Below are 20018 nucleotides of genomic sequence, written 5' to 3'. Positions count from 1 at the left end.
GCTCACGGCCCGAGAAACCCCCTCCCAAACATCGGACCGCCTGCGCGAGGCCGGTGTCTGAGGGGTCGGGGGCGCGGGGGGAGAACGTAACCGCCCCCTCAGCCGACCCCACGACGCCGGATCGGGCGTTGGCGGGGGATGGGGGGACGGGGGGTCCCGCGTCGGGAACGTCGGGGGCGTCGGGTGAAGCGGGTGCTTCGGGGGTCGGGGCTCTGGGCGGGGGTGTTTCCGGGGCCGGTGTTCTGGGTGGGGGTGCGGCTGAGGCCGGTGCTCTGGATATGGGGGTATCCGGGGCCGGTGGTCTGAGTGAGGGCGCGTCCGGGGTCGGTGTTTCGGGCGGGGGGATGTCTGCAGCCGGTGCTTTGGATAGGTGGGTGTCCGGCGCCGGTGATGTGGGTGAGGGCGCGTCCGGGGTCGGTGCTGCGGGCGGGGGTGTATCGGGGGCCGGTGCTCTGGATAGGCCGGTGTCCGAGGTCGATGCTCTGAACTACGGCGCGTCCGGGGCGGTTGATCTGGGTGCGGCTGGTGGGGCGGTTCGGTCGGGGGGCGGGGACCTCGCCGGCGGTGCGGTGGCGTCGGTGTCCGTGCCTTCGGGTGATCCCGTCGCTCCTGACTCTTCGGTGCCCGGGGCCGTCGGCCCCTCGTTGCCCTCGCCCGGTTCGGCGGTTGGTTCCGACGCCCCTCTGGTGGTGCGGGTTCTCCCTTCCGGGGACGCGAGCCTTCTTGAGGTCTTTCGGGGGCTCGGGGCCGGTCCGCGGGGACTGACCGAGGCGCAGGCCGAGGAGCGGGTGGCGCGGTTCGGGGCGAACGCGGTTCCGGACGACCGGGACCCGTCCTGGCCCCGCCGGTTCGCACGGAGTCTGCGGGACCCCTTCACCGCGGTGCTGCTCTGTCTGGGACTGGTGTCGGCCGCCGTCCTCGCCTGGGGCACCGCCTCGGTGATCCTCCTGCTGGTCGTCGTCAGCTGCGTCCTGCGGGCCTCCGGCGAACACCGCGCCGACCGCTCCACGGCCGCACTGCGCCGCCTGGTGGCGACCACCGTCACCGTCCGGCGCCGGGCCACCGAGGACACGGCCCCGGTCACCCGGGAGATCCCGGTCGGGGAACTCGTCCCCGGTGACGTCGTACGGCTCGGCCCGGGCGACCTGGTCCCCGCGGACGTACGGCTGCTGCGGTCGAGCGGACTCACCGTCCACCAGGCCGCCCTCACCGGAGAGTCCGCGCCGGTGGAGAAGGAGGCGGGCGCGGACCCGGGGGACGGCGGTGCCTTCCAGGACCCCCGGTACTGCTTCCAGGGCAGCAGCGTCGCCTCCGGCAGCGCCACCGCCGTGGTCACCGCGACCGGCGGCGACACCCGTTTCGCCGCCGCGCACCGCCGTACCGGAAAACCCGCGGCGACCCGCTTCGAACGCTCCGTCCAGAGCGTCTCCTGGATCCTGATCCGGTTCGCGCTGCTGACCCCGCCCCTGGTCCTGATGGCCAACGCCGCCCTGCGCGGCCGCGGTCTGGAGACCCTCCCCTTCGCCGTCGCGGTGGCGGTCGGGCTGACCCCGGAGATGCTGCCGGTGGTCGTCACCACCTGCCTGGCCCGCGGCGCCGCCCTCCTGGCCCGCACCCACGGCGTCATCGTGCGACGGCTCCCCGCCCTGCACGACATCGGCGCCATGGACGTCCTGTGCGTGGACAAGACCGGCACCCTCACCCAGGACCGCCCGGTCGTGCACCGCGCGCTGGACGCGGAGGGCCACGACGACCCCGGGGTGCTGCGCTGGGCGGCCGTCGCCGCCTGGTGGTCCCTCCAGCTCGCCGACCTCCCGGCCCCCGACGCCCTGGACGAGGCCCTGCTCGCCGACGCCGACGAGGACACCCTCACGTCGTACGACGGTGTCACGGCCGTCCCCTTCGACCCGGCCCGCCGCCTGGCCACCGTGGCCGTCCGCGCCCCCGGCCGGTTCGGCACGCACACCCTGATCACCAAGGGCGCGGTGGAGGCCGTCCTGGAACGCTGTTCGCTGTCCGAGGACCAGCGCGTCCGGCTGCGCGACCTGGCCGCGGCACACGCCGCCGACGGACTGCGCGTCCTCGCCGTCGCCGTCACCGAACGCCCCGCCGGGGACCGCCCCCGCGAACGCGGCCTCACCTTCCGCGGCCTGGTCACCCTCCGGGACGACCTCGCGCCCACCGCCGCCGAGGCCCTCGCCGCCCTCGCCGCCCGGGGCGTCACCGTCAAGGTCCTCACCGGCGACCATCCGGGCACCGCGGTCCGGGCCTGCCGTGACCTGGGGGTCCCGGTCTCCGGTGTCCTGACCGCCGACCGCCTCGACACCCTCTCCGACCCCGAACTCACCGAACTGGCCCGGCGTACGACCGTCTTCGCCCGCTGCGCCCCCGAGCACAAGACCCGCGTCATCCGGGCCCTCCAGGCCGGCGGCCACACGGTCGGCTTCCTCGGCGACGGCGTCAACGACCTGCCCGCCCTGCGCACCGCCGACGTGGGCATCGCCCCCCGCGACGCGGCCGGAGTGGCCAGGGAGAACGCGGACCTGGTCCTCGCCGGGAAGGACCTCACCGCGATCGGCCACGCGGTCGCCGCGGGCCGTCACGCGGGCGGCAACATCGCCACGTATCTGCGCATCACGCTCTCCTCGAACCTCGGCAACGTGATCGCGATGCTCTCCGCGGGCCTCCTCCTGCCGTTCCTGCCGATGCTCCCGGCCCAGGTCCTCGTCCAGAACCTGTGCTTCGACGCGGCCCAACTGGCCTTCGCCCACGACCGTCCGGCCCCCGCCGCCGGGCGCCGGCCGAGCGTGCTGGACCCCCGGGAACTGCTCCGGTTCATCGTCGGATTCGGCGCCCTGAACGCCGTGGCGGACCTGGTGACCTTCGGGGTGCTGGCCTTCGCTCTGCGCGGCCCGGGCGACGACGAGGCACTGTTCCACTCGGGCTGGTTCACGGAGAACCTGCTGGCACAGGCCCTGGTGATGGTGCTGCTGTCCCTGGGCTCACCGGGCCGGGGCGGCCGACGGCCGGGCCCGGTGACCTGGTCCGCCGTCGCCCTGGCCGCGATCGGTCTGCTGCTGCCCGCGTCCCCGGCGGGCGCGGCCCTCGGCCTGAGCGCGCTGCCCGGCGTGTACTACGGCCTGCTCGCGGCCGTCCTGGCCCTGTACGCCGTGGGCCTGCTGGCGGCGCGGACGCGCTATGAGCGCCGCCGCGCTCCCCGGTGAGTGACGCCCCTCAGGGGCAGGCGATGTCGAAGCCGTAGCGCAGGGGTTCGTCCGTCACACCGTGATCGAGCCGGTAGACGTAGACGCCCTCCACCCGCACCCCGGACGGCGCGCCCTCCGCCCGGCAGGGGTACGACACCTGCACGACCCGGGGCCGGTCGGCGACCTTGACCCGCATCCCGTCGGCCGGTCCACCGTCGAGGACGGCGACTTCCCACCCGGTCACGTCGGCCGTCTGCACTGTCTCCGCTGCGTCCACGCCGACAGTTTAGAGGTTGCGCAATCGTCCCGGGGGGCCGATGCCGTGACGGGTACGGCGCTCACCCCGCGGGATGCACCGCGAACACCCGGGCCGGGAAGCCCGAACCGGCGTGCGGCTTGGGCCAGGTGGCGACGACGAGGGCTCCCGACTCGGGGAGCCGGCCGAGGTCGGCCAGCAGTTCGATCTGCCAGCGGTCGCGTCCCAGGACGTACGCCTCCAGGCCGTGATCGCCCGCGGAGGCGGCGGCGCCGGGGTCCGTGTCGGCCTGCTCGTGCCCGATGGCGGTGACGCCCGCCTCCTCGAAGAGGTACGTCAGGACCTCGGCCGACCAGCCCGGTGTGTGAGAGGTCCCCGCCTCGTCCCGGTTCGCCATCGCCACCGGGTCCGGCCAGCGACGGCTCCACCCGGTGCGCAGGGCGACGAACGCCCCGGGCGGGAACCGGCCGTTGCGCCGCTCCCAGGCCCGTACGTCGTCCAGGGCCGGGGTGGCGTCGGGGTCGGTCTTGGCCCGGGCGGTGATGTCGAGCACCGCCAGCGGAAGGATCATCTCCTCGACCGGGATCAGGTCCAGGGTGCGGGCCCCGGCCACGAAGTGCGCGGGCGGGTCGACATGGGTGCCCCACTGGCCGGCCAGGGAGTAGCGGTGCGCGGTGAAGCCGTCGCCGCGCACCCGGTCGTAGAGGGTCTCGCGGTGCTCGTCCCCGAAGCCCGCGAAGTGCGGCTGCCCCGGCCGGAAGGCATGGGTGAGGTCGGTGCGGACCGTGCCCTCGGTCAGCAGGCGGTACGCCGACCAGAGCCGGGGCTCGCCGGAGGTCATCCGGCCCGCTCCAGCTCTGGGCGACGGGTGGGCGGAAGGTCGGAGGCAGGGCCGGAGGGAAGGTCTGTGCCGAGTGCGTCCTTCGCGGGCGTCTCCTCGGCGGATGCCGGTGAGCCCGCGGTCTCGCCCCTGCCGGTCCGGGCCGGAGCCGTGGCCGTCGCGTCCTTGCGCCGGGTCAGCCCGACCCCGACGAGGACCACGGCCATGCCCAGCACGACCCGGACGCTCAGACCCTCGCCCAGGACCACCGCGCCGAGCAGCACGGAGACCACGGGCAGCAGGTAGCCGACCACGGCGGCGTTGGTGGCGCCCTCGTCGTTGATGATCCGGTAGGTGAGGTGGAAGGTGATCGCGGTGCAGAAGACGCTGAGGACCAGGGCCGCGACCACGACGGCCGGGCCGGGGTCGATCGACTCCAGGCCGCCGACCGGCAGCGCGACGGCGGTCAGCCCGCTCGCGGCGACCAGCTGGGCGGCGGAGAGCGAGATGGTGGGGGTGCCCCGGCGCACCAGGGTGCGGCCCATGTAGGTGAAGGCGACGGCGTAGCTGGCGGCCGCGCCGAGAATGGCGAGGGCTCCCCAGCCGGTGGCCCCGGCCGACTGCCACGGGGCGAGGATGAGGATCGTGCCGGCGAAGCCGAGCAGCAGGCCCGTCAGACGGACCGGGCGCAGCCCGCGTTCCGAGCCGAGGGCGAGGCCCAGGGCGATCGACCACAGCGGGGTCGTGGCGTTGAGGACCCCCGCGAGGCCGGAGTCGACGGTCTGCTGGCCCAGGCTGAACAGGGCGAAGGGCAGCGCGTTGCAGAAGAAGGCCGCGACGACGATGTGGCGCCAGACGGTACGGCCCCGCGGCATGCGCCGGCCCGAGGCGTAGCAGGCGACGGTGAGGACGAGCGCGCCGAGCAGGCAGCGGACGAACGTGACCTGGAGCGGGGACAGGCCGCGCAGCGCCAGTTCGATCCAGAGGAAGGTCGACCCCCACAGCAGGGCGAGCACGGCCACCCGCACCCCGCCCCGCAGACTCCGTGTCCCACTGTTCACGATGCTTCCTCCGTCCGGCCGCCGTACGACCCGGTAGTCGGTCCGGTCCGTTCCGTCCCGTTCTTCGACGATGCCCCAGTCGAACTGTGAGGACAAGCAAATGGTTCTACCTAGTCTGTTAAGCTGTGCTACATGCTTGACGTGAGGCGCCTCCAGGTCCTGCGTGCGGTGGTCACCAGCGGGACGGTCACCGCGGCCGCGGCCCACCTCGGCTACACGCCGTCCGCCGTCAGCCAGCAGGTGGCGGCGCTGGAGAAGCAGGCGGGCACCGAGCTGCTCGAACGGGTCGGGCGGGGGGTGCGGCCCACTCCGGCCGGTCTGCTGCTCACCGAGCACGCGGCCCTGATCAGCTCGGCGGTGGCCCAGGCCGAGAGCGCCCTCGCCGACCTCCGCGCCGGGCGCATCGGCACCCTGTCGGTCCGGTACTTCGCCACGGCGGGCTCCACGCTGGTGGCCCCGGCTCTGGCCCGGCTCCGCGCGGAACACCCCGGCGTCCGGGTCGACCTCGAACTCGCCGACCCGGAGGACCCGTTCCAGGAGGTGGTCCGGGGCCGGGCCGACCTGGCCGTGGTCGTTCAGGCGCGGGGCCGGGCGGGGGACGGGTTCCGCCTGGTCCATCTGCTCGACGACCCGTACGCCGCCGTCCTGCCGTTGGGGCATCGGCTCGCGGACCGGGAGGTCATCGACCTGCACGAGCTGGCCGGGGAGCAGTGGGTCGGCAGCGAACCGCCCGGCCCCTGCCTTGAACCGGTGATCGACTCCTGCGCGGCGGCCGGGTTCAGTCCCGACTTCGTCATCCGCAGCGAGGACTACGCCACCGCGCAGGGCTTCGTCGCGGCGGGCCTCGGCGTCGGCCTGATGCCGCGACTGGGCCTGCGCGGCCGCCACCCCGGCGTCGTCGTCCGCCCGGTCCGCAACCCCGAACCGGTCCGCGTGATCTCCGCGGTGGCCCGCGAAACGGCCCTCGACCAGCCCGCCCTCCGCGGCCTCCTCTCGGCCCTCCGCGACGCGGCAGCCACCGACCCCCCGACGGTCCCCGCGGCGCACTGACCCCGGGCGGGGAGAGCGACTTCAGCCGGGGCGCGGTCCCCGGGCCGACGTGCGTCGCCGGGCGCCGTGACGCGGCGCCGATGCGAGCCACCGGGTGCCGATGCGCACCCGGCCGGACTTCCTCACCACGCATACGGGCCCGCGCCGCTTGCGCTGGGTGGGGTGTGGTTGTTGTGTACGTGGGGCTGGCTGGCTGCGCCGGGTGGGGTGTGGGCGTGGTGCGCGGGGGCTTGGCCATCTGTGTCGGCGGGGTCTGCTCGTTGTGTGTCGGGGCCCAGCCGCTTGGGCCGAGCGGGTGTGGCCGTGGTGCACGCGTCCGGCCGTCTGTGCAGGCGGGGTCTGCTCTTGGCGGGCGGGGCCCGGCCCGCTTGTGCTGGGCGGGGTGTCCTCGTGGTGTGCGAGGGGCTGGTCGCCTGTGCCCGGCGGAGTCTGCTCGCGGTGTACGCGGGCTGGCCGTCTATGCCGGGTGGAGTTGGTCGTGGTGCGCGCGGCCCGGCTGTCTGTGTCGGCGGGGTCTGCTCGTGGTGTGCGGGCGGGCCCGGCCGCTTGTGCTGGGCGGGGGTGGTCGGGGTGCGCGGGGGCTTGCCCGTCTGTGCCCGGCGGATCTGCTCGTGGTGTGCGAGGGGCTGGTCGCCTGTGCCCGGCGGAGTCTGCTCGCGGTGTACGCGGGCTGGCCGTCTATGCCGGGTGGAGTTGGTCGTGGTGCGCGCGGCCCGGCTGTCTGTGTCGGCGGGGTCTGCTCGTGGTGTGCGGGCGGGCCCGGCCGCTTGTGCTGGGCGGGGGTGGTCGGGGTGCGCGGGGGCTTGCCCGTCTGTGCCCGGCGGATCTGCTCATGGTGTGCGCGGGCTTGGCCGCCTGTGCTGAGCGGGGTGTCGTCGTGGTGTGCGCGGGGCCGGCCGCCTGTGCCTGGCGGATCTGCTCGTGGTGTGCCCGGGCCCGGCCGCTTGTGCTGGCCGGGGTGTGGGGGGGCGAGTCTCCTGTGGTCGGGTGGTCGGGGTGTGAGGCCCGGGAGGGGAGCGTCGTCGCGTGGCCGGGTGCCGAGGGGCACCCGGCCGGGGGTGGGTCAGGCGGCGAGGTTGCGGGGAGCGGTGGCCAGGGTCACGAGGCTGGTGAAGATGTCCCGGTCGTGCTGGCGGGCGCTGACCCGTACCCGGCCGGGCTCCGTGAGGCGTTCGGTCACCAGGAGGCAGGGGGCGTCCATCTCGGCGTACCGGACGAAGTCCGAGTCCATGCCCGTGACGGCCATCGGGTGCGGGTGCGCGGTGGCCAGCGCCGCCTGACGCGCGGCCTCCAGGAGCAGCATGCCGGGGGCGTGGTCCACGAGGTGGTCGAAGAGCACGGGGTGCGTGGTGTCGACTCTCAGCTGCCAGTGGTCGGGTCGGTCGGTCGCGGCGAGCACCACGTCCTCGAAGCGGTCGCGGCCGAAGGGCGACAGACCCGCCGGCGGCGGCAGCGGTACGGCGCGCGCGGTGGCCGCGGTCGCGTCGGCGTACGTGCCGCGCAGCCGGTTGTAGACCGTGCGGTCCTGGATCGTGAAGCGCGAGTGGGCCGTGGCCAGCAGGCGCCCGTCCCGCTCCACCTCGACGGTCAGGGATATCGCGGAGGCGCGGTCACGCCGGTACGTCACGTCGTGGCAGCTGATGTGCAGCTCCAGCTCGGCCGGATCGCCGTCGGCCTGCGCGGCCGCGGGGTCGAGCGTCCAGCTGAAGTCCTTCCACAGAAGCTGATGACCGAAGGGCACCTGGTAGGCGCCGTGGGACAGCAGCGGCAGCGTCTGGCGTACGGTCTCGCTGAGCAGGAGCGGGTCGTACAGGCCCAGGCGGCTGACGTAGAACCGGTGCGCGGCGGGCCACGCGGCCGTCACCGTGAAGGTGTCGGGCCCGGTGCGCCGCCAGCTGCGCAGCAGCATTTCGTCCTGGTTCGTCTTGTGCGTGTAATCGGCCGAAACCGTCTCAAATCGATTCGCGAGGCTGTGCTGGGCAAGGTCGATGGTCATGGTGTTCCCCCCAGGTGCGGTGACGTCCGAATTGGGCACGCGCAGATGAATCGACGCCGCCGACGGTGACAAGGCGGCTTCGACGTGAATAAAATAGAGGTCGTTCTTTTTGTTTGTCTACAGGTACGAGGAGTCTGCCGATGGCACGACAACGGCAGGAGCGCGCGGAGCGGACGCGGGCCGCGCTGATTCGCGCGGCCGCGGAGATGTTCGACCAGGTCGGGTACCACGGAGCGGGTCTCAACGCGATCCTGCGCAGAGCCGAGACCACAACCGGAGCCATGTACTTCCACTTCAAGTCGAAGGAAGAACTGGCCCGGGCGGTCATCGTCGAACAGGCCGCCGAGCTGAAGTGGCCCAGCGGGAAGCAGGGGCTGCAGCAGCTCATCGACGTGTGCCAGTACCTGGCCGTGGAGATGCGCTCCAACGTCCTGTTCCGCGCCGGCGTCCGGCTCGCCGTCGAGCAGAGCGAGGTGAACCTGCTCAACTACTCGATCTACGACTGGTGGGCCGAGCAGTTCGGCATCCACCTCGCCGAGGCCCGCGACCTGGGCCAGTTGCGCCCGGGGGTCGACGAGGCCGCGTTCGCGCAGGTGATCGTCGCCGCGTACACCGGTACGCAGATCATGTCGCGGCTCTCCAGCGCCCGGGGCGACCTGCCCGAACGCATAGAGAGCATGCTGCGCTGCCTGCTGCCGGCCCTCGCGCCGCCGGAGGTCGTCGCCACGCTGGAGTTCCCGGACAACGGCGGCGCCCCCGAGGTGCCGCAGGACGCGGACGAGGCGGAGGAGACCGCTTCATGAGACCGCTTCGGGTGCTGCTGACCGGCGCCACCGGCTTCGTCGGCGGGGCGGTGCTCCACCGGCTGCTGCAGGAACGGGCGGAGGGCCGCGATCTGGAGGTGCGCGCCCTCGTCCGTACCGTGCCGGCCGGACTCCGGGAGCGGACGGGCGTGGAGTGGTCGCGCGCGGACCTGTCGGATCCCGCGTCGCTCGACGGGGCCGCGAGCGGTGCGGACGTCCTCGTCCACCTCGCCGCCCGGGTCGACGGCACGGAGAGCGAGTGCGAGCGGACCAACGTCGGCGGCACCCGGGCCGTGGTCGGGGAGGCCCGGCGGGCCGGGGTGCGGCGCGTCGTGCACCTGTCCACGGCGGCGGTCTACGGCCCCGGCCCGCACCGCGGCATCCCCGTGAACGGGGTCACGCCCGCGCCCGTGTCCGCGGCCAGCCGGACCCGGCTGGCCGCGGAGCGGATCGCCCTCGACGCGGGTGCCGTCGTCCTGCGTCCCGGGCTCGTCCTCGGCGCCGGGGACCGCTGGGTGGTGCCCGGACTGCGCGAACTGCTCCGGCGGGTCCCGGCCCGCTGGGACGGCGGCCGCGGGCGGCTCTCCCTCGTGGCCGTGGAGGACCTGGCCCGGCTGGTGACGGCCCTGGCCACGGCACCGGACGCGGTGCCGTCCGGGATCTTCCACGCCGGGCACCCGGTTCCGGTGCGCGGCGGCGACCTCACGGCGAGGCTCGCGGAACTGGACGTCCTGCCGCCGGTCACCGGCGACCTGTCCTGGGAGCGGTGCCTGGAGCGGCTCCGGGAGGTGCCCGGCCGGATCAGCGAGCGCCAGTTCGCCCTGCTGGCCCTCGACCACTGGTACGAGAGCGAGGAGGTCTGGCGGCTCGCCGGCTGCGCGCCGGGCCCCGGGCCGCTGGAGCGGCTCGCCCAGGCGGCCCCCTGGTACCGGGCCCACCTCGCGGCGGGCTGACCGGGGGAACTCGGGCCCCAGGGGGCGCGCAGGGGGCGCTCGGGACCGGCTCGCACGTCGCGCCCTGGTACCGGGCCCACCTCGCGGCGGGCTGACCGGGGGCGCTCGGGTCCCAGGGGCGCTCGGGACCGGCTCGCACGTTGTCCCCGAAGTCCCTTGAGGATCGGGGTAGTTGTGTGGAAACCGGGTGGAAACCGGGGACGTCGCGTCCAACTTGGCCAAGTCGTCCCGGAGCCGGGCGCGAGAGGTGTCCGTGCGGTGAACCGGCGGTACGTTCGCAGGACCGGGGCCGGCGGCCTCCCGTCATCCACAGCGGCGCGAGCGGACGGGAGGCCCACGACGGGCCCCCTCCTCGGGCACCTGGCGCGCACACCGCTGTCCGGGCGGTCCGTGGAGTCAGTTCCCGTGATGAATACCGAGGTCAGGCCCATGGTCAAGCAGGTGAGAGCGGAGCGCACCCGCCAGGCGCTGATCGCGGCGGCGGCCATCGAGTTCGACCGGCACGGATACGCCGGGACATCGCTGTCCGCCGTGCACCGGGCCTGCGGCATGACGATGGGCGCGCTCACCTTCCACTTCCGCGCCAAGGCGGACCTGGCGAGCGCGGTCTGCCAGGAGGCCGAGGCCATCACGCGGGGGGCCCTGACCCGGCTCACCCCGATGGGCGCCCTCCTGCCGGTCGTCGAGTTCACCCTCGTGGTGGCCCGGCTGCTGGACGAGGAGGTCACCGTCCGCGCGGCGGCCCGGCTGACCCAGGAACGGGCGGTCCCCTCCCGCTGGCACACCGTGTGGCGGGACGTCCTGCGCGACCTGGTGGTCCTCGCCCCCGAACCGCCGGGTCCCGGCTGCGGGCCCCGGCCCGAGGAACTGGAGCTGCTGGCCGTCTATCTGACGGCCGGCGCCGAGGCGGCACTGCGGGAGGGACGCACCGGCAAGGAGGTGCTCGCCCAACTGGAGTGCCTGTGGGCCCTGGTGCTCGTCACCGGGTCGCCGCGCGGTGCCGACGACTGTCGGGCCGTCGCCTCGCCCCTCCGCGACCCGTCCTGACCCCGCGCCGCTCCCTCACCCCCGCCCCCTCCACGAAAAGGCTCGATCCATGACTCGACGCTGTGCGCTCGTCACCGGCGGTTCCCGGGGTATCGGGGCCGCCGTCGCGACCGAACTCGCCGCCGCCGGGCACCGCGTGGCCGTGCACTGCCGCGCCGACTCCGCGGCCGCGCAGGACGTGCTCGACCGTCTGCCCGGCACCGGACACATCCTGGTCACCGGCGATGTCGGCGCCCCCGGCGCGGCCCGGGAGATCATCGACGCGGCGGTCGCCGGGCTCGGCACCGTCGACGTGCTCGTCAACAACGCGGGCGTGTACGCCGAACAGCCCGTCGCCACCACCTCGTACGAGGACTGGCAGGCCGACTGGCGGCGCCTGGTCGACGTCAACCTGCTCGGCCCGGCCGATCTGATCTGGTGCCTGGTCGACCATCTGCGGCACCGCCTCCAGGGGCCGCAGGGCGCCTGCGTCGTCAACGTCGGCTCGCGTGGCGCCTACCGCGGCGAACCCGACGCCCCCGCCTACGGGGCGACCAAGGCCGCCCTGCACGCGCTGACCCAGTCGCTCGCCCAGTCGCTGGGCCCGCTCGGCATCGCGGTGACCGCCGTGGCGCCGGGGTTCGTCCGCACCGACCTCACCGAACCCGTGCTCGTCGGAGCCGTCGAGGAGGAGGTGCGCAGCCAGAGTCCGCTCGGCAGGATCGCCGTGCCCTCGGACGTCGCGGCCGCGGTCGCCTGGCTGAGCAGCGCCCGCGCCGAGTGGTGCAGCGGCGCCGTGCTCGACGTCAACGGCGCCTCCCACCTGCGCTGACCCACGTACCGACGGCAGTTGTCCCGGCACCGCCACCGACCACGAAACGGAGACCCCGTGCGCGCCTCAGTCCTCCAGATCGCCGTACGACCCGACGAACCGGCCGACGAGCGGCGGGCCCGCGTGTCCGGGCTCGTGCGCCGGCAGCACGCCAGCGACCTGGTGGTGCTGCCGGAACTGTGGACGGTCGGGGCGTTCGCGTTCGACGCGTTCGCCGCGCACGCCGAACCCCTCGACGGCCCCACCGCCCGGGAGATGGGCGCGGCCGCGGCCTCGGCACGGGTGTGGCTGCACGCCGGTTCCCTCATCGAACGCGGTCCGGCGGACGAGCTGTACAACACCTCGCTGCTGTTCGGCCCCGACGGCAGGCTGCGCCGCACGTACCGCAAGATCCACCGCTTCGGCTTCGACCGGGGCGAGGCGGCGCTGCTGGCCCGGGGCGGCGAGACCGTCACGGCCGTGCTCGACGGCGACGCGACCGCGGGCCTGACGGCGGGCCTCGCCACCTGCTACGACCTGCGCTTCCCCGAGCAGTTCCGGCAGTTGGTCGACGCCGGCGCCGAGCTGTTCCTGGTGCCGGCCGGATGGCCCGCCGCCCGCCGCGCCCACTGGTCGCTGCTGGCCCGCGCCCGCGCCGTGGAGTCACAGGCGTACGTCCTCGCCTGCGGTACGGCCGGCACGCACGCCGGTGTGGAGCAGGCCGGCCACAGCCTGGTGGTCGATCCGTGGGGCGCGGTCCTGGCCGAGGCCGGGGCGGGGGAGGAGACGCTCGTCGTCGACCTCGATCCGGCGCTCGTCGCGAAGACGCGTGCGGAGTTCCCGGCCCTGCGCGACCGGGTCCTCGGTGTGCCGGTGCCGCGCTGACATGTGCCCCGAGACGGCAGGTGCCGTCCGCCCCGAGACTGCCGGGCGGACGGCACCTGCCGTCCTTGTTCTCCCCCACCGCATCTCTTCCGGCAGCCCCTTGCGCCCGACGCAGCAGCCGTGTAACACTCTTTCGCGAGGCAGTCTGTCCTCTTCCAGGACCTCTCGCACTGTCGTAGCGCCGCCATCGAGCGGCGCTTTTTTGTTGCCCGGATTCCCCGGTGCCCGCTGCTTGTCGACCCGAGCTCCCCGAAGTGAGGCGACCATGGCCGACCCGATTTCCCGACCCTTCCTCCCGGCGCAGTGCGCGTCGAACCGCTGCCGCCGCGCGGCCCGTTCAGGTGTCCTCGGGCGCAGGCCCGCCGAACCGGACGCCCGGCTCTGCGGACCGTGCCGGCGTGCCCTGGCCGCCGATCTGGCCGCGCTGCCGGCGCTCCACCGCGAGAGCGAGCAGCACCTGGTGCTGCCCGCCCGGCAGGGCGGCCTCGCCCGGGTCACCGGTCACCGCCCGGACCCCCCGCCGGTGAGCGACGCGGCGCTGGAGGCCCGGCACGACGCCGTCGTACGCCTGGCCTCCTGGGCGCGGCTGGTGCTGGACGAGACCGGGGCGGGAAAGCCGCCGGAGCGGACCGTGCCCGCGCTGGCCGCCTTCCTCGGCCGGCATGTCGGCCTGCTGGCCGCCCACCCCGCCGCGGGCCCGGCGGCCGACGAGATCGCCCGTGTGGCCACCGCCCTGCGCGGCGTGGTCGCACCGCCCAGGCCCGAACTCGTCCCGCTCGGCCGGTGTGTCGAGCCGGGCTGCGAGGCCGAGGTGACGCTGCCCGAGCGGGGCGGCGACGACCTGGTGCTGCGCGGACCGATGTGCGGCGCCGGGCACGTTCTGACGCCACGCCAGTGGCTCCTGCTGAACCGACGTCAGTCGATGTCCGAGGCCGAGGAGACGGCATGAACAGCGCACACCCCGAGCGCGGCAGACGCGTTCCCACCTCGCTGGCGGCGCTCGCCCTCGACGTCCGCGAGGGCACGATCCGCCAGTGGGCCCGCCGCGGCAAGCTCACCCGTTACGGGACGCGCCGCCAGGCCCTGTACGACCTGAACGAACTGGCCGCTCTCGTGGCCGGCGAGACCGCCTCGGCGCACGACGCCTGACCGACGGTCCTCCCGCACCAGCACCCCGACCGATCCATCCACCCCACCGTCCGGCCACCGCCGCGCGGTGCCGACCCATGCCCGAAAACGGGCCGTCGGCACGGTACTTCGAGGAGAGACAGCAGTGGACACAGCACAGATCCCCCAGCTCCCGCAGACGTCCCCGTGGCAGCAGCACTGGCAGACCCGGCGCGACCCCTTCGTCGACGAGTGCCTGCGGGCCCGGCAGAGCCTGCTCGCCGACCTGAAGGACCCGGCCGGCGCGCAGGCCCGCGTCCTCGACGACCTCATCGACATCGGCGCCGCCTCGCTGCACTGGAAGGAGAAGGGGTACGACGTGATCGCCGCCGACCCGGGCAGCTTCCGGTCGGTCCTGCCGATCATGCGCTACAACGACTTCGTCGACGAGATCGACCGCGAGACCCGCACCAAGGGCGGCATCCTCTCGTGCAGTCCGGTGCTGCGCTGGCTGAAGACCAGCGGGACGACCGGCACCCCCAAGCGGGTCCCGTACACGCTGCACTGGCTGCTGACGTACCGGATCCCCGCGATGAAGGCCATGTGGGGCACCTGCCTGGAGCACCACCCCGAGATCCTCGCGCACCCCTGGGCCACCCTCGACACCCAGACCGTCCGCGAGGACGTGTACGACTTCGTGCACGGTGTGGAGCACCAGGCGATCAGCAACCGGCATCCGCAGCTCAACAGCCGGGACTGGAACCCGCCGTGGTACGAGTCCCCCTGGTTCGGCCCCGACGCGCCCACCAGCCACGCCGGGCGGATGTACCACCGGGTGCGCAACCTCGTCGGCAAGGACCTGCACTACATCTCGGCGATCAACCCCAGCACCCTGGTCTCGCTGCGCGACCTGATCGCGGAGCACGGCGCCGAGCTGGTGCGCGACCTGCGCGAGGGCACCCTGTACGGCAAACCCTGGACCGACCCCGACGAGCGGGCCGCCGCACACCTCGAACGGACGCTGGCGAAGGCCGAGTTCAGCCTGGTCGACGTCTGGCCCTCCCTGACCCTGTACAGCTGCTGGCTGTCGGCCTCCGCCGAGCTGTACCGGCCGCGGCTGGACGCCGTGCTGCCCGGCGTCGCCAAGCTGCCGTTCATGAGCTGCGGGACCGAGGGCGTCACCACCATCCCCGTGGACGACACCCTGGAGAGCCAGCCGCTCGCCGTCAGCCAGGCGTACTTCGAGTTCGTCCCCGCCGAAGTCCCGCTGGGCGCGCTCCTGGACGCCGGCGAGAAGGTCGGGACGCTGCTGTACGACGAGGTGGAGGAGGGCCGCGACTACCACCTGATCATGTCGCAGGGCAACGGCCTGTACCGGCTGTGGACCGGTGACATCTACCGCGTCGACCGGATCGAGGACGGCACGCCCTGGATCCACTTCACCCACCGCGACGGCGTCTTCCACTCCTTCACCGGAGAGAAGATCACCGAGGGCCAGGTCACCCAGGCCATCCGCCAGGGCCTCGCGGCCGGCGGCCTGGAGACCGGGCTGTACATGTGCGGGCCGCGCTGGGACGAGCTGCCGTCCTACACCGTCGTCGTCGAAGTGCCGGAGCCCACGGACGAGTTGGACCGCGAGCTGTCCGGCGCGATCGACCGCGAGCTGTCCGTCATCAACATCGAGTACGCCTCCAAGCGGGACAGCGGGCGCCTCGCCGGTCTGCGGGTGCGCACCGTGGCGCAGGGCGCGATCGCCGCGTACGTCGAGTCCCGGCGCCAGCAGGGCAACGCCACCCAGTACAAGTACAAGCCCTTCCAGCAGGACGTCGACTTCGTCGGCGCCCTCGTCTCCGACTGATCCCCCAACCACCCCTCCACCAAAAGGAGTTCGACCGTGATCGAGACCATCAGGCCCCCGCAGAACATCCGCCGCGAGATCATCGACGTGCCGTGCGGCGACACCCGCCTCGCCCTGCACGTGTGGCGGCCGGAGCGGATCAAGGGAGCCGTCTTCTACTTCCACGGGCTCCAGAGCCACGCCGGGTGGCTGTGGGAAGTGGGACCGCGCTTCGCCGACAACGACATCGCGTTCTTCGTCCTCGACCGGCGCGGCAGCGGCATCAGCCCCGGCCCGCGCGGCGAGATACCGGAGGCCGGCACGGTCCTCGACGACTACGCGCAGGCAGCCGCGTTCGTCCGGGCCATGATCGGCGACACCGTGCCCCTGTCCCTGTTCGGGCACTGCCTCGGCGGCTCCTTCATGGCGGCCCTGATGTGCCACGAGGGGTTCACCACCTCCTACGACGCGGCCGTGTTCTGCTCCTCCTGGCTCGGCCGGATGCACGCCACCCTCGACGCGGACACCCGGCAGACGATCGCCTCGGACCGCGGTGAGCAGCTGTGGGACGCGGGACTGCGGGCCGCCGACTTCACCGACGAGACCAAGTACCAGCACTTCATCGACCACGACGACCTGGCCGTACGGCAGTTGACGCGCCGCTCGCGGGCCGTGCTGCTCGACCTGGAGCAGCGCTATCTGAGCGGCGGACCCACCACCGCGCCGGTGCCCGCCGCCACCTTCGTCTCCGGGATCACCGACCCGATCGTGGACCTGGAGGCCGCCCAGTCCGTCTTCCAGGAGCTGGTGGCCGGACGCGGCGCGCTCATGCGGTTCCCCACCGACCGGCACTACCTCTTCTACACCGACGTCAGCGACGACCTGGTCGACTGGACGTCCACGTACACCCTGCTCCAGGGGGTGAACCGTGGCGTCTGAGGCCGGGCGGGCCCGGCTGTACCACGTCGAGCTGCCGATGCGGACGCCGTTCGACCATCCCGCCGCCCGCCGCCGCACCTCCGACAGCCTGGTCCTGAGCCTGTCGGCCGACGGCGTGACGGGCCTCGGCGAGTGCGCGCCGCGCTCGTACGTCACCGGCGAGACCACCGCGAGTGTGCGCGGCGCGCTGGAACAGACGGACCTCGGCGCCCTGCTCGCCCGGCTGACGGACGGCCCGCCCGAGGAGACGCTGGGTCTGCTGCACCGCGACGGCTTCGCCCGCGTCTTCGCCGTCGACGGCGGCAACAACCTGCTCTGCCTTCTGGAGACCGCGGTCCTCGACTGGCTGGGCCGCCGGCTGGGGGCGGACGCGCGCGACCTGCTGCCGCCCGGCCCGGCCGCCGGGGCGGGGCCCGCTTCGGCCCTTCCCGTCTCCCAGGTGCTCGATCTCAGCCTGGACACCGAGGAGTTCCTCGCCACCCGCGGCCCCTTCCACTTCGTGAAGATCAAGGCCTCGGACGACGTCGAGCACGACGCCCGGACCGTGCGCACCCTGCGCGACAAGCTCGGCGACGACGTCCCGGTCATGGTCGACGCCAACATGAGCTGGACCCCGGCGAACGCGGTCGGCCACGCCCACCGGCTGCGCGAGGCCGGCACCGACTGGGTGGAGGAGCCGCTGCCCAAGGGCTCCTGGGACGCACTGCGCACGCTGCGCCGCGACGGTGGGGTGCGCGTCATGCTCGACGAGTCGGTGTGCACGGCCCGGGACGCCCGCAGGGCGGTCGAGTCCGAGGCCTGCGACGCCTTCAACATCCGGGTGTCGAAGAACGGGGGACCGCTGCCGGCCGCCGGGCTCGTCGCGTACGCCCGGGAGAACGGGATCCGCTTCCAGTTCGGCGTCCAGGTCGCCGAGGTGGGCCCCCTCATCAACGCGGGCCGGGCCCTGGCCTTCGCTCACCCCGACGCGCTCACCGTCGAGGCCGGGCAGTCCGACCGCTTCTTCCCGCAGATGATCGTCGCCCCGCCCCCGGCCGTCGACCGGGACACCAACACCCTTCGCCCCGCGGGCGGCACCGGCTGGGGCATGGACCTCGCCGGGCACGCCGAGCGCTGGGCGGTACGGGACCTGTGACCACCCTTCACCATGCCGGAAAGGCAGGACCTCCCATGACCGCTTCCACGACCGTGCTGTTCGAATGCGCCTACCAGGGCCGCCGCCACATCGGCCTCGGCCTGCCACGGGAGGGCGAACCGCTGCGCCTCGTCCCGCTCGGCGACCGGAACCTGGCCGATCTGCTGCTGGCCGGTGACGACCCCGCCGACGCCGAGGCGGTGACCGTCCCCGCCGGGGAGGTGACCCTGCGGCCCCCGCTGCTGCCCGACCACCCCGGTGGCGCGCTGGTCGGCGGCTTCATGCAGACCCACAACGTCAAGGTGGACGCGGACACCCCGACCCAGCCGAACTGGTTCCTCAAGGGCCTCGGTGACGTGCTGAAACTTCCCGGCCAGGACCTGCGCGCACCCGTCGGGTCCGTCGCGCTGACCGAGGAGGCGGAGGTCGTCCTCGTCTACGTCACCGACGCGGCCGGCCGGCCCCGGTACGCCGGCTACACCTTCGGCAACGACCTCACCGACATCGGCCGCTTCCGGCGCCACCGGGGCCACCTGTCCTACGCCAAGCTCTGCGACGCGGCCGTGGCGCCCTGGCTGTTCCCGGGCGAACCCCCGCGGCACGTCACCGGGCACGTGACGATCGAGCGCGACGGCGAGCCGTGCTGGCGGGGCGAGTTCACCACCGGCACCAAGGCCCTGCACTACGGCCTCGACGCCATCATGTCCGAGCTGTTCTCGTACGACGCCCTGAGCGTCCCCGGCCGGGTGCACTACGTCTACCTCGGCGCCGACCGCAGCAGCTTCCACGACGGCTTCCGCATCGCCGACCGCGACCGCGTCACCCTGGACTTCGCGAGCCACGGGGTGACCCTGTCCAACACCGTGCGCTGTGAGGGACCGTGAGCGCCGGCGAGGGGGAGCGCGGACTCAGCGACACGGAGGCCGCGTTCGCCTACACCCACGCCCTGATGCGCGGGAGCGGGCGGCTGACCACGTCGTTCACCGTGCGGGGCACGTTCGCACCGGACCGGGTCGAGCGGGCGGTGCGGCGGTGGCTCGGCCGGCTGCCGCTGCTGTCGCTGCGGATCACCGGCGCGGACGGCGGGCTGTGCTTCCGGCAGGGGGCGCCGACCGGTGCGCACCCCCTCCTCACGGCGCCGGCCGGGACGGACGACGAGGTGGCGGGGGAGCGGCTGTGGCGGCTGCGGGCCGGTCCGGGTCCGGCGGGGACCACGCGCTTCCGCCTCACCCTCCACCCCGCGATCTGCGACGCCTACTCCGTCGGCCGTGTCGTACGACCGCTGCTGGACGCCCTGTTCGACACCCCGGGCCCCGACGCCGCCGACCGCGCGACGGAGGCGCTGCCGCCCGACACCGACGAGCTCACCTACGAGAGCGGCGGGTGCGTGTGCGGAGTGTGCGGGCCCGGGGCTGCGGTGGCCTACCGGGGAGGGCGCGGGCACGGGCAGGGGCGCGGTGACGGCCGTACGTCCGAGGCCATGGCGCCCGGTGTCGTGGCGGTCACGCTGACGCCGTACGAGAGCCGTCGGCTGCGCGAGTGGTGCCGGGCGGGTCGGGTGACGGTGAGCGGGTTCCTCACGACCGTTCTGGCGGACGCGCTCGCCCGGGAGACCGGCCGGGCGGAGGTCACCGTGGCCACCGCGATGTCCCTGCGCCGGCGGTACGCCGAGCGGACGCTGATCGCCGAACCGGGCTGCGTGCTGGGGCTGGTGAAGGCACGGCTACGCGCCGGGGCCGGCGGTGACGCGCTGGGCCGGGCGCGGGCGAACGCGGCGGTGCTGTGCTCGGCCGGGCGGGCCTGGCGGCCGGAGCGGCGGGCGCACGCCGGGATCCGGCACGCGGTCGAGCGGGAGGCGAAGGCCCGGGGACCGGAGGTGCGGGTCGTCGACGCCGGTTCGGTGGACACCGCGCTCGGCCCGCATGCCGCGCGGATCACGGGGCTCCGCACGGTCGCGGCCCGTGGGGCAGGCGGCGGGCCCGGCGGCTCCCTGTATCTGTCCACCTTCAAGGGCGCGCTGACCGCCGCACTCTCCTCGCACGGGCTCGGCGAGAGCTGGTCGGCGCGCGCGGAGCGGGAGTTGAGCGAAGCGGCGCTGCTGCGACCGGCCTTCTCCCCTTTGTGAAAACCGCA

Annotated in this window: 18 protein-coding genes; 14 read left to right on the top strand and 4 right to left on the bottom strand. The window is 73.9% G+C overall.

All coding sequences use genetic code 11. The annotated features are described in order from the left end of the window. Window positions 1–584: 584 nt before the first annotated feature. A complete protein-coding gene (gene mgtA / locus AQI94_RS21490) occupies window positions 585–3224 on the top strand; it encodes a magnesium-translocating P-type ATPase (RefSeq protein WP_404817925.1) in 2640 nt (879 codons plus the stop codon). A gap of 10 nt (window positions 3225–3234) precedes the next feature. Here the strand turns inward: mgtA and AQI94_RS21485 are convergent, their stop codons facing one another. From AQI94_RS21485 to AQI94_RS21475, 3 genes are all read right to left on the bottom strand, one after another. Beyond that, entirely contained in the window at window positions 3235–3465 is a 231-nt protein-coding gene (locus AQI94_RS21485) for a hypothetical protein (RefSeq protein WP_031051497.1), read from the bottom strand. A gap of 79 nt (window positions 3466–3544) precedes the next feature. Continuing rightward, window positions 3545–4303, bottom strand: a complete 759-nt coding sequence (locus AQI94_RS21480) for a cyclase family protein (protein ID WP_031051498.1) — start codon at window positions 4301–4303, stop codon at window positions 3545–3547. Then, window positions 4300–5310 carry a DMT family transporter gene (locus AQI94_RS21475; protein WP_225890254.1) on the bottom strand — a complete coding sequence of 337 codons (1011 nt, stop codon included), beginning with the start codon at window positions 5308–5310 and terminating at the stop codon, window positions 4300–4302. The genes AQI94_RS21480 and AQI94_RS21475 overlap by 4 nt, the downstream gene beginning before the upstream one ends. Window positions 5311–5475: 165 nt before the next feature. On the opposite strand from AQI94_RS21475, the gene AQI94_RS21470 reads away from it, so the two are divergent. Continuing rightward, on the top strand, window positions 5476–6393 hold the full coding sequence (locus AQI94_RS21470) for a LysR family transcriptional regulator (protein WP_062229883.1): 918 nt from the start codon (window positions 5476–5478) through the stop codon (window positions 6391–6393). Window positions 6394–7456: 1063 nt separating this feature from the next. Here the strand turns inward: AQI94_RS21470 and AQI94_RS21465 are convergent. After that, window positions 7457–8389, bottom strand: a complete 933-nt coding sequence (locus tag AQI94_RS21465; RefSeq protein ID WP_031053156.1) for a ScbA/BarX family gamma-butyrolactone biosynthesis protein — start codon at window positions 8387–8389, stop codon at window positions 7457–7459. Between the two features lie 140 nt (window positions 8390–8529). Here AQI94_RS21465 and AQI94_RS21460 point away from each other — a divergent pair, with 140 nt between their 5' ends. From AQI94_RS21460 to AQI94_RS21405, 12 genes are all read left to right on the top strand, one after another. Then, window positions 8530–9192 carry a ScbR family autoregulator-binding transcription factor gene (locus AQI94_RS21460; RefSeq protein ID WP_063760184.1) on the top strand — a complete coding sequence of 221 codons (663 nt, stop codon included), beginning with the start codon at window positions 8530–8532 and terminating at the stop codon, window positions 9190–9192. Next, entirely contained in the window at window positions 9189–10145 is a 957-nt protein-coding gene (locus tag AQI94_RS21455; RefSeq protein WP_062229882.1) for an NAD-dependent epimerase/dehydratase family protein, read from the top strand. The genes AQI94_RS21460 and AQI94_RS21455 overlap by 4 nt, the downstream gene beginning before the upstream one ends. A gap of 408 nt (window positions 10146–10553) precedes the next feature. Next, a complete protein-coding gene (locus AQI94_RS21450) occupies window positions 10554–11192 on the top strand; it encodes a TetR family transcriptional regulator (RefSeq protein WP_078902858.1) in 639 nt (212 codons plus the stop codon). Window positions 11193–11241: 49 nt separating this feature from the next. After that, window positions 11242–12003 carry an SDR family NAD(P)-dependent oxidoreductase gene (locus tag AQI94_RS21445; protein ID WP_031053323.1) on the top strand — a complete coding sequence of 254 codons (762 nt, stop codon included), beginning with the start codon at window positions 11242–11244 and terminating at the stop codon, window positions 12001–12003. A 57-nt stretch (window positions 12004–12060) separates the two neighbouring features. Beyond that, window positions 12061–12867: a carbon-nitrogen family hydrolase gene (locus AQI94_RS21440; protein ID WP_031053320.1), complete on the top strand. Its 807-nt coding sequence runs from the start codon at window positions 12061–12063 to the stop codon at window positions 12865–12867. Window positions 12868–13132: 265 nt separating this feature from the next. Further along, window positions 13133–13816, top strand: a complete 684-nt coding sequence (locus AQI94_RS21435; protein WP_062229881.1) for a hypothetical protein — start codon at window positions 13133–13135, stop codon at window positions 13814–13816. After that, window positions 13813–14016 carry a hypothetical protein gene (locus AQI94_RS21430; RefSeq protein WP_031051574.1) on the top strand — a complete coding sequence of 68 codons (204 nt, stop codon included), beginning with the start codon at window positions 13813–13815 and terminating at the stop codon, window positions 14014–14016. Before AQI94_RS21435 ends, AQI94_RS21430 begins: the two co-directional genes overlap by 4 nt. Window positions 14017–14140: 124 nt before the next feature. Next, entirely contained in the window at window positions 14141–15832 is a 1692-nt protein-coding gene (locus AQI94_RS21425) for a GH3 family domain-containing protein (protein WP_225890236.1), read from the top strand. Between the two features lie 36 nt (window positions 15833–15868). Continuing rightward, a complete protein-coding gene (locus AQI94_RS21420; RefSeq protein WP_031051569.1) occupies window positions 15869–16750 on the top strand; it encodes an alpha/beta fold hydrolase in 882 nt (293 codons plus the stop codon). Beyond that, entirely contained in the window at window positions 16740–17885 is a 1146-nt protein-coding gene (locus AQI94_RS21415; RefSeq protein WP_225890235.1) for an enolase C-terminal domain-like protein, read from the top strand. Before AQI94_RS21420 ends, AQI94_RS21415 begins: the two co-directional genes overlap by 11 nt. Window positions 17886–17920: 35 nt before the next feature. After that, window positions 17921–18769 carry a fumarylacetoacetate hydrolase gene (locus AQI94_RS21410; protein ID WP_031051565.1) on the top strand — a complete coding sequence of 283 codons (849 nt, stop codon included), beginning with the start codon at window positions 17921–17923 and terminating at the stop codon, window positions 18767–18769. Next, on the top strand, window positions 18766–20010 hold the full coding sequence (locus AQI94_RS21405) for a hypothetical protein (protein WP_062229880.1): 1245 nt from the start codon (window positions 18766–18768) through the stop codon (window positions 20008–20010). Before AQI94_RS21410 ends, AQI94_RS21405 begins: the two co-directional genes overlap by 4 nt. Window positions 20011–20018 lie beyond the last annotated feature (8 nt).

The sequence above is a fragment of the Streptomyces pseudovenezuelae genome (assembly GCF_001513955.1).
Taxonomy (GTDB): Bacteria; Actinomycetota; Actinomycetes; order Streptomycetales; family Streptomycetaceae; genus Streptomyces; species Streptomyces pseudovenezuelae.
This window is presented reverse-complemented; position numbering and strand designations above follow the sequence as displayed.